Origin of the sequence: Bacillus sp. CDB3 (assembly GCF_002081505.1) — a bacterium.
In the GTDB taxonomy this organism is placed as follows: Bacteria; Bacillota; Bacilli; order Bacillales; family Bacillaceae_G; genus Bacillus_A; species Bacillus_A cereus_AT.
Map to the genome: position 1 here is coordinate 1 of NZ_ALBR01000143.1, position 3415 is coordinate 3415.

Below are 3415 nucleotides of genomic sequence, written 5' to 3' on the forward strand. Positions count from 1 at the left end.
TATGACATACATATACGCGTTCACAACGGCTTTAATTGTAAAACAGCAAGTTGCAACTGTGGAAATGACACGACAGCTCAATGATAGATTTACAGAGCCGCAGAAAACAAGAGAAGTAAAACGGACAGCAAAAGATGCGTACAAAGATGCGATTACATTTTTCGATGCCTATGTTAAAAATAATTGCGAGATGAAGGAGCTACCAAGAAACCTGATCAAGCCAATGAAGAATACAACTGTACTGGACAAGCTTAATTTAAACCTTACACAAGGTGAAAAAGAACACCTGAGTACTTTATTAGATAAAGCAGAGAGCCAAAGGCGTGATACGGTACGAAAGCGCGTGAAACGTCGTGAGCAAGGTGTAAAACCACGAGGGGAATACTTGGGGAAAAAGGAAGGTAAGTTGAAGCAATTGAAGGAAGCATTAATAAATAACCCAAAAGCTACAAATAAAGAATTAGCAACATTACTACAGACATCTATCAGGCAGATTCAGCGCTATAAACAAGAAGTAGCTACGGGGTGACATGTCTGTCTCTTTAAAGCTATATAATTGGACTACGGGGTGACATGTCTGTCTCTTTAAAGCTATATAATTGGACTACGGGGTTTGTATGGTTATTTATGTGCTTGTTTTCTAGGTGACTGTCCTTTTTAGAGGACATTTTCTTTCTGTGTTTTTTGTTCTATTAACTGAAGGTATTACACTAGGGGCAGTACGAGAGTTATATCATAAGATTTACAGTTATACAGATTCTAGACAATTTAGATAATGCTGGTATTTAATATATTTCTATATTTTATGCTGTAAGGTATGTGAAATTTTAGATTAGAATATGCTCTATATTCTAACCAGGGTATTTTAATATAGGTGCTCTTTGTCGTGTAGAAATTACTTAATAAATTTATTTGAAGAGTGTTTTAGATATAGTTGGACATAATTTGATACACTGAACGGTTCTGGTGCACAGTTTTACGCTACCCTAAAAATATAGAATTAAAATACAAATAGGAAGAATAAATCGTATAAAATATACAAGATAATTTATACGACATTCATGATTTTTGATCGTTTTTAAACTTTGTGTACCAAAACCCGTTTTTACACATCAGGTGACGTAATTAAGTCTGAATTAAGCCAATAAAAATAGGTTCCTTGCAAAGGAACCTATTTTTTTCCGAAAAGCTTGGAAAATATACTTTTTCTCTGATTAGTTGCACTTAATTGAGACTCAACCTGGTCTAATTTAGCAACTAATTTATCATGATTTTTCTGGTCTAATTCGCGTTCTTTCATGAATGTAACAAAAGTATCTTTCAAGTCTTTATCAGCACTTACGAATTGTTGTACCAGACCTTTCAAAGCTTCGTTATCTTGTTCAAGCTTGTCCATTCTAGTTTTATCTTCCAAGAGTAACTGTCCTTGCACTTGGTTTTGCTGTTCAATAAGTCTAGTTAATGTATTTACTTCTTGTCTTAGGGAGCTAAATTCACTGGCGATTGCGGAAAAAAATTCAGTGGCTCCGGTCTTTTTAAAGGCTTTTTCCATCGTTGCAGCCATCTCTTGAACCTTTTTTTCTTCTTCAGTATTTGTTTTGAGTTCTCGAAACAAATTATCTTTAATCAACTCTTCTTTCACATCAGCGAAGGTGATGTTGCCTCCGCGAGCAAAAATTTCTTTTATTTTTTCGATTTTGGGGAATTCCGTTACAGGAATCCACCTGCCGGTGCTTCTTTTATCAAATTCAACCAATCCTTTATCACACCAGGTGCGCAACCTTGGCACTTCTAATTCGAATTTCTCAGCGCAGGGACCTATCGAAAGCCATTCTACTTCAGCCATTATTGTTCACCTACCCTCTTAATATAGTTATGGTCTATTATATATTAAACATCTAAAATAGACGAATTGAGTCTTGATTTAGTATCAATTACATGAATTTCACATATTGTGTGTGTACAAAGTGAAACTTAGATAAATAAAGGCGTTAGAGATTTAAAATATATTAAAAGAGTAGTAATTTAAGTGTGATTTGGGTGAAAAAGAGGGGATTAACCCTCTCTTTTTTGTTCTAGTTCATCAATCTTATCAAATGCTGCCATTAATGTCTTTCTAAGTTCAAAAACACTCATTTGTAAACTAGGTATGTATAGTGCATTCGGTTCTATTCAAAAAAGACTAGCTCGAAAGGGCGTCACAATCACCACTCTATTACGTAAAAATATGAAAGATGCGGACAAAATTAATGATACTTTATTAGGCAAACGATGTAAAAAAATTGAAACAGTCTTTTCATTCTTAGAAAAATTAGGGATTCAAGACTTTAGAAGTCGTTCTATATTAGGATTTGAGAGTAGATTTGAAAGCATTTTACTTGTGTATTGTCGCATGCTAGATAAGGCTAGAGAGCGGTTTGGGAATACCTTGAAATACTCTTTAGGATGTTTCTAAATCAACTAGCACCACAGGTATTGTTTGGAAAATATTTGTAAAAGAAACCCTTTCTTACAGAAAGGGTTTCTTTTCGTTCCAAAAGGTAGATCTTTAGGTATAGTGAAAAGTGAATAGAAAATACGTTCCTAAAGGTTTGGTTTTAATGATTAAGTACGTCTCTTAAAGTTATTTACCTTTAAGAACGAGTATTTTTATAAATTAATAGCAAGATGGAACCCAGATTTATTGAAGTTTCATCAGGAGTGTGTGAAGTTAACAGAAGCAGAACAATTGCAATATAACGGTAGTTTACAAGACGAGATCGAGATAGAAGAATGAAAAAAAGGTAGCATCCATTTTGTAGTAGGTGGATGCTACCTTTTTATTTTTTGATTCTATTACACGTATTAATTTCTTATCTCTTATGGATTCGGTAGGTACCGTTGACACTTACCTCAAATCTTTGTATGAACCAAGTAATCATCCAACTAATGCTATTCAGCTTAATAAAGCCTTTCTTTTGAACATTCTTGTCTCACAAGTTGACAGGGTTGTACATATGGTATATAGAACCAAAAAAATACTGTCATTGAAATGACTGTATTTTGAGTAGTGAAATATAGGAACGAGAGGAGAAACACTTATGTCACAAGGTAATATACCAAATATTACACCTAATATTTCAATTACACGGGATGATGCGCTAAATTTACTGTTATCGTCTATTGCATTAGAAGAACTTGGCCTAGCGCATATCTTAAATGCAGAAGGGGAAAAAATTCAGTATACTTTGGGAACGTTACATGATGGGATAACAGGACCCGGACCAGACATACCCGATCTTCTTAATATAAATAAAAGTGTAAAGGAAATGTTAGATGCTTCTACGAAAAAGGAACTAATATTAGAATCGAAATTGAACACAGTTTCTAATATTATTGATAAGACAGATAAAACTGGAGGACCAACAGGTCCAGG

The 3415-nt window shown here is 34.1% G+C and carries 2 protein-coding genes and 2 pseudogenes; 3 read left to right on the top strand and 1 reads right to left on the bottom strand.

Features of this window, described 5'->3' with window-relative positions; genetic code table 11:
- A pseudogene (locus CDB3_RS32000) lies at positions 1-529 on the top strand (AsnC family protein); the annotation flags it as partial.
- Positions 530-1171: 642 nt separating this feature from the next.
- Here CDB3_RS32000 and CDB3_RS31420 read toward each other — a convergent pair.
- Positions 1172-1846, bottom strand: a complete 675-nt coding sequence (locus CDB3_RS31420) for a hypothetical protein (RefSeq protein WP_128857194.1) — start codon at positions 1844-1846, stop codon at positions 1172-1174.
- A 321-nt stretch (positions 1847-2167) separates the two neighbouring features.
- Between CDB3_RS31420 and CDB3_RS31425 the strand changes: the two are divergent.
- Together CDB3_RS31425 and CDB3_RS31435 are read left to right on the top strand one after the other, a co-directional pair.
- A pseudogene (locus CDB3_RS31425) lies at positions 2168-2455 on the top strand (IS982 family transposase); the annotation flags it as partial.
- 625 nt (positions 2456-3080) lie between these two features.
- Positions 3081-3415: alpha-helical endospore appendage domain-containing protein (locus CDB3_RS31435; RefSeq protein ID WP_483861153.1), on the top strand; the 335-nt coding region annotated here is incomplete at its 3' end.

What these genes read in the sequence shown, in the direction of transcription:
- CDB3_RS31420 (WP_128857194.1), bottom strand. Translation starts at nt 1,846, where the DNA reads ATGGCTGAAGTAGAATGGCTTTCGATAGGTCCCTGCGCTGAGAAATTC.